Here is a 1,202-nt window from a genome sequence, read left to right on the forward strand (position 1 = left end):
TCATGGGGGCACTCAATTTACACCGGATTGAAGAGACGGTTATTCGTGAATATCCGACGATTAACGCGGAAAATGTCGTCCTTTTTTTCCATGCCATTAGGGAAACCTATCCCTTCCAACAAAAAGTGCATATTATTTTGGATGGTGCAGGTTATCACCGCGCTGAATTAGTAAAATCAGCGGCTCAAGAGCTGAATATTCAATTACATTATTTGCCCCCCTACAGCCCTAATCTCAACCCCATTGAACGATTATGGAAGTACACGAATGAGCAAATACGCAACAATGTCTATTTCCCGGATGCAAAAACGTTTCGGGGAACACTTCGACATTTTTATCATGTCACCTTGCCAACAAAAGCACAGGAATTGGCTACCCGACTGACTGATCATTTCCAGCGATTAAAACCTGCATCTTCAAGTTAATTGCGTATAAACGCGGCTCTCAATATCCGTGATAAAGGCATTCTGGAATTAAAGGCGGCTGGACGGTCGTTTCTGCTTATGGAAGCTGCGTAAGTCTCGATACTATCGAGCAACGGCTAACGAAATAAGAAGCATCGCCCGATAGGGTGGTGAGAAGTCACGGTTTCCTGATATACACTTCGTCTTTCAAGCTGCTTCTTTGTTGGCTATGCTCGTTCACCCCCGGACACATAGTTATCTATGTTCCCAGGGATTTACTCCCTTGCTGCCGCGATACATATTGAAACCCATTGTGTATATTTTAATGTGTTAGCTAACCGAATTCGGCTCTTAATTTAGGCAGGATCTCATCACCGAATATTTTCAGCCCTTTAATATAATCAGGGAATATTAACATTACGCCATCCAGTTCACAGGAGCGCAGTAAATCAGACAATTGCCGGTAGCAGGTTTCAGGCGAACCAATCGCGGTATGAGTCATGAACGCATTCTGAGATCTTTCCACCATTGCATTGTTTTTACCATCCATATCAACACCGAAACTGTGCATCATGTTTTTGACTGCTTCCACATCCAATCCCTGACGATAAAATTGGGCAAGCGTTTTGGCATAAGCGTCATTTTCAGCACAAATGATTGTACACATGCAGAATGTCTTGGTGGCGGTGTTATATTCTGAGAGGCTATTCAGAATCTTTTTCACCCTGAACAGTTTTTCATGTAACCTACTGGAATGAGAAAAGTTTATGCCAGTGATATCAGTCGAGAAGTCTTTCA

1 protein-coding gene and 1 pseudogene are annotated in these 1,202 nt (G+C 42.8%); one reads left to right on the forward strand and one right to left on the reverse strand.

Going from position 1 to position 1,202, the window contains the following annotated elements; all coding sequences use genetic code 11:
- On the forward strand, positions 1-425 hold a 425-nt coding region (locus tag Xinn_RS20885), incomplete at its 5' end, for an IS630 family transposase (protein ID WP_153043414.1).
- 313 nt (positions 426-738) lie between these two features.
- Here the strand turns inward: Xinn_RS20885 and Xinn_RS20895 are convergent.
- Positions 739-1,202 (reverse strand): annotated as a pseudogene (locus Xinn_RS20895) (LLM class flavin-dependent oxidoreductase); the annotation flags it as partial.

The sequence above is a fragment of the Xenorhabdus innexi genome (genome assembly GCF_002632485.1).
GTDB lineage: Bacteria > Pseudomonadota > Gammaproteobacteria > Enterobacterales > Enterobacteriaceae > Xenorhabdus > Xenorhabdus innexi.